This is a genomic window from Candidatus Binataceae bacterium (genome assembly GCA_036495685.1).
Taxonomy (GTDB): Bacteria; Desulfobacterota; Binatia; order Binatales; family Binataceae; genus JAFAHS01.
Genome location: DASXMJ010000101.1, coordinates 1 through 4,018 on the forward strand (window position 1 = coordinate 1; position 4,018 = coordinate 4,018).

A 4,018-nucleotide genomic window follows, 5' to 3' on the forward strand; every position below is an offset into this window, starting at 1 on the left:
TTCGCATGCTTGACAGCGGGTGCGGCTTCGTCCAACGAGAGGGTTCCTGCCATCGGCATCGAAGTCGCAACGCGCTACGCCTAGCACCGTCTCCGACAGCAGCATTGCTGTACGAGCGCCCATGAAGAACTGACGACCGGATTCGCGTCTGTAGGTTAGTAGTTCTCGGTTGGCGGAGAGTGACATCATGTTATGCATGAATAGTTGGATCTCGTCGCGGCTCGGTTCGATGGTGCAACAGCTTTATGTCTGGATTTGTAAATCGCAGGCTGTCGATCTCCGAAGCCAGTGAGTGTGCCCGCATAAGAGGCATTGCCTTTTCCCCGATCCATCCGACCCCCTTTTTCGGAGAGCCGGGAGCAGCGGCTGTTGGCGTTAGGGATGCAGATACGCGAGCGATCGTTGCGGATTGGAACCATCGGATTGATGAACACGATTGGTTCGGCGCCGCACTCGACCGCTATCTCGATCGGGCAGACCTAGGAGACTCCGCCATCGACGATGTCTCTCTCGCCGATACAAATCGGACCGAAGAAAATCGGGATCGCACACGAGGCGGCTAGATCTGGCAAATGTGAAAGTCTTGATCACGAGAACTGACATAGACACTGGGGAGCACCTGGTAAGCGCTCCGTCCATGGCAGAAACCGTTTCTCACCGCGTTCAGCGACGGTGATCCGTTACCAAAGGCGGAGATGGGCTCCTGCAATCGGCCATTCCGGGTAGTCGCCACCAACCCATACTGCGATAACCGTAGCGGGCGATTTCCTCCAGGAAGACAAGGGCGAGGAACTAGCGCGCGTCGTGATCAACTTCATTCCCAGCACATAACGACACGGTCGTCTCTGGAAACCGGAAGCTACGCTCAAGTCCACCATCCCTTGATTATCCGTCAGAGCCAGTCGATGTAACTTTAGCGTCGCTGCCGAGAATAAACCGTTATGGTGGGGAAACAAGAGCGGACAATAGAGATTCCGCGAATCTCAGGTGGCGGCGATATTCGATGCAACCCGAAGACGAGTGATGGACAATGAACGAGGCAATAGAATCCGCGGTTCCAGTCGCAACGCCGGCCGCTTCTAACGGATCGATCATACTTTCCTTACCGAAGTTCTGGCACAACGAACGAAGACTGAAAGTTCTCGGCATGGCCACCGCATTGCCGGGACCGCCTCTCACGACCACCGAGCTGCTGACGCGGATTGAAAGGAGATTCGGCATCGACATATTACGGCGCGGAATGGTGCTCGCAAGTCGTCTCAAGATCGAAACACGACACATTTCCCGTGATTTTGAAAAACGTCACGAAGCGCCACGTCTTGGACACACCAATGCCGAATTGGCGGCCGCTGCTCTACGGGCGGCGCTCGATGCTGCGCAGGTGGAAGCGAACGATCTTTCTTACGTCATAGGCCACACGACTACCCCGTCGTGTCTGGCGCCACCGAACATAGCCTTCGTTGTCGATCATGTCGGCTTTGATGGACCTTATATGGAGTTGCGTCAAGCATGTACGGGGTTCGCAAACGCGCTGGTTGTGGTGCAAGGACTGCTCTCCACGCCCGGGACCAAGGCCGTCGCAATCGTCGGCTCCGAAACTGGATCCGTTTACTTCGACCCGGCGCGAGCCGAGGTAGATACCGCTCAATTGGTGAATCTCGTCATGATGGGAGATGGCGCTGCGGCGATCGTCCTAGGCCCTGACGATCAAGAACCGGGCCCGTATATTTCCGGCAACTTCTTCGGACAGGTCGGTATTGGTCGCCGGCCGGGCTTTTCACTCGCGGCCGGCGGTTCTGATCAACCTTATGTCGAGGGAGGCGCAATCGAATTCGATCACCATTACGCAGCCGTGCGCGATAACGGTCCGGAACTCTTCCATCATGGAGCTGCAATTGCGCGCGCACTTGGCACCGGTGTCAACGACGTAGACCACGTCATACCGCATCAGGCGAATGGCCGGATGGCGGAGTTGTTGGGGCCCTTTCTGGGTACGGATCCGTCGCGGATATTCGTCAACGCTGACCGTCTCGGCAACACCGGCTCAGCCGCCATCTGGCTCGCTCTTGCGGAGCTGCGGTCTCGCCTTGAGCCAGGCGAGACAGCGCTCGCTCTAGGAGCCGAAGCGACCAAGTACATGTTCGGCGGGTTCCACTATGTTCATGGATGAAATCGCAGATGCTGTGGGCCCCCCGTCCGCCCTAGCGGACGAAACGCTGGTCGCTGTGGATGGCGTTGCGCAGCGATATGCACGTCGCGTGGCCGTCGAGGGGCTGTCGTTCACGCTGCGTGCGGGTGAAGTCTTCGGGCTGGTAGGAGCCAACGGTGGCGGGAAGACCACGTCACTACGAATCCTGGCAGGAATTCTTAAACCGGATGAGGGACGAGGACGAGTGCTCGGCTTCGATCTGGTCCGCGACGCGAGCAAAATTCGCGAACGCGTCGGTTACATGTCGCAGCGGTTCTCACTCTATGGAGATCTGTCGGTTTTCGAGAACCTGCGCTTTTGCGCCTCGGTTTACGGGTTAAAGCGCCCGCGCGAAGCGGCCGAAACTGCGATCGATGGTTTCGACTTGCGCGAATACGCTGGCAGCCCGGCGGGACAGCTCTCCGGCGGCTGGGCCCGAAGGCTGCAACTCGCCGCGGCACTGATCCATTCTCCAAAACTAGTTCTCCTCGACGAGCCGACCGCGGGACTCGATGCAACCTCTCGCCAGCTGGTCTGGCGACACATCGGACGCCTCGCGATCGACGGAGTCGGTGTCGTCGTCAGCACTCATGATCTCACTGAGGCGGAACGTTGCTCCCACGCCGCCCTCCTTGCCGACGGACGCGTGGTCGCCACAGGAACGCCCGATCAAATCGCTCAAAGCGTGCCCGCGGTCGCCTTCCTGATGTCTGGAATCCGCGCCCGACTGATGACCCAATCCGTGGAAGCCATTCCCGGAGTAATCGCCAGCTATCCGCAGGGTCAGAGTCTGCGCGTGGTCGCCACTGCATCGACCGAGGAAGATCTCCTTCGCGTTGCCGCCTCGCATCAAGGCGGCGTTACTCGCGTAGCGATGCGGCTTGAAGACGCCGTGCTGGCCTTTACCGGACGATCGTGATGGCAGAATGCGCGCATCTTTCCGCGCTTCGAAGTCGTCTCCTGCGGATGCTGGCCGTCGCACGCGTTGAGTTGCTGCACCTGATGCACGATGCGACGAGTATCTCACTGATTCTGATCATCCCTGCGGTTCAGATCGTGCTTTTCGGCTACGCGGTGAATCTCACGCCTAAGAACATTCCAATCGCGATTTCCCGGCGACATGGTACGGCGACTGACCAGGTTCGCAAGACGGTTGAAGAAACCGGCTACTTCGTGATCGAGGCGGACCGCCTTCCGCCGGGCGGCGCGCGAGACATGGTGAAGCGAGGTAAAGCGCTGGTGGGAATCGAAGTTCCACCCGTCGATGAATCGTCGCCCGATCAGGCCACGGTTGATCCCAGTATCATCGTTGACGCGAGCGACCCGGAGACCGTTCGTCCCGCGCTCACGGCGCTGGAGAACGCCTACCTGCGGCACGTTGCCGAGATTTTCGCAATCGGACCCGTGCCCGAAGCGAAGGTCGTGTACTTGTTTAACCCGATGGGCGAGACCGCTTGGGCGATCGTTCCCGGGCTGGTCGGGGTCGTGGTGATGATCACGATGCTGGTACTGGGTGCTCTGACCCTGGTGCGCGAACGCGAACGAGGAAGCTGGGAGGCGCTCTTGGCCACTCCCGTCGACGCGATCGACGCGCTGGCCGGTAAGCTCTCTCCATATATTATGGTCGGCGTCATACAAGCCGCCGTGGTCATTTGGATCGGTCATTTGCTCTTCGATCTGCCGGTGGACGGCGATGTCACGGCGCTCCTGCTGGCGGTACCGTTGTATTCCGCGGCTCATCTTGTACTCGGGTTCGCCGTTTCGGCGTTCGCGGAGAATCAGCTGCAGGCAGTGCAGGGAACAGTGTTTTTCTATCTGCCGTCTATGCTG

3 protein-coding genes are annotated in these 4,018 nt (G+C 59.1%); all 3 read left to right on the forward strand.

What is annotated here, in order from left to right; genetic code table 11:
- Positions 1–1,147: 1,147 nt before the first annotated feature.
- Positions 1,148–2,170, forward strand: coding sequence for a 3-oxoacyl-[acyl-carrier-protein] synthase III C-terminal domain-containing protein (locus tag VGI36_10490; protein ID HEY2485569.1), 1,023 nt, complete (start codon positions 1,148–1,150; stop codon positions 2,168–2,170).
- A complete protein-coding gene (locus tag VGI36_10495; GenBank protein HEY2485570.1) occupies positions 2,157–3,107 on the forward strand; it encodes an ABC transporter ATP-binding protein in 951 nt (316 codons plus the stop codon). Before VGI36_10490 ends, VGI36_10495 begins: the two co-directional genes overlap by 14 nt.
- A partial coding sequence (locus tag VGI36_10500) for an ABC transporter permease (GenBank protein HEY2485571.1) occupies positions 3,107–4,018 on the forward strand: 912 nt, incomplete at its 3' end. The genes VGI36_10495 and VGI36_10500, both read left to right, overlap by 1 nt.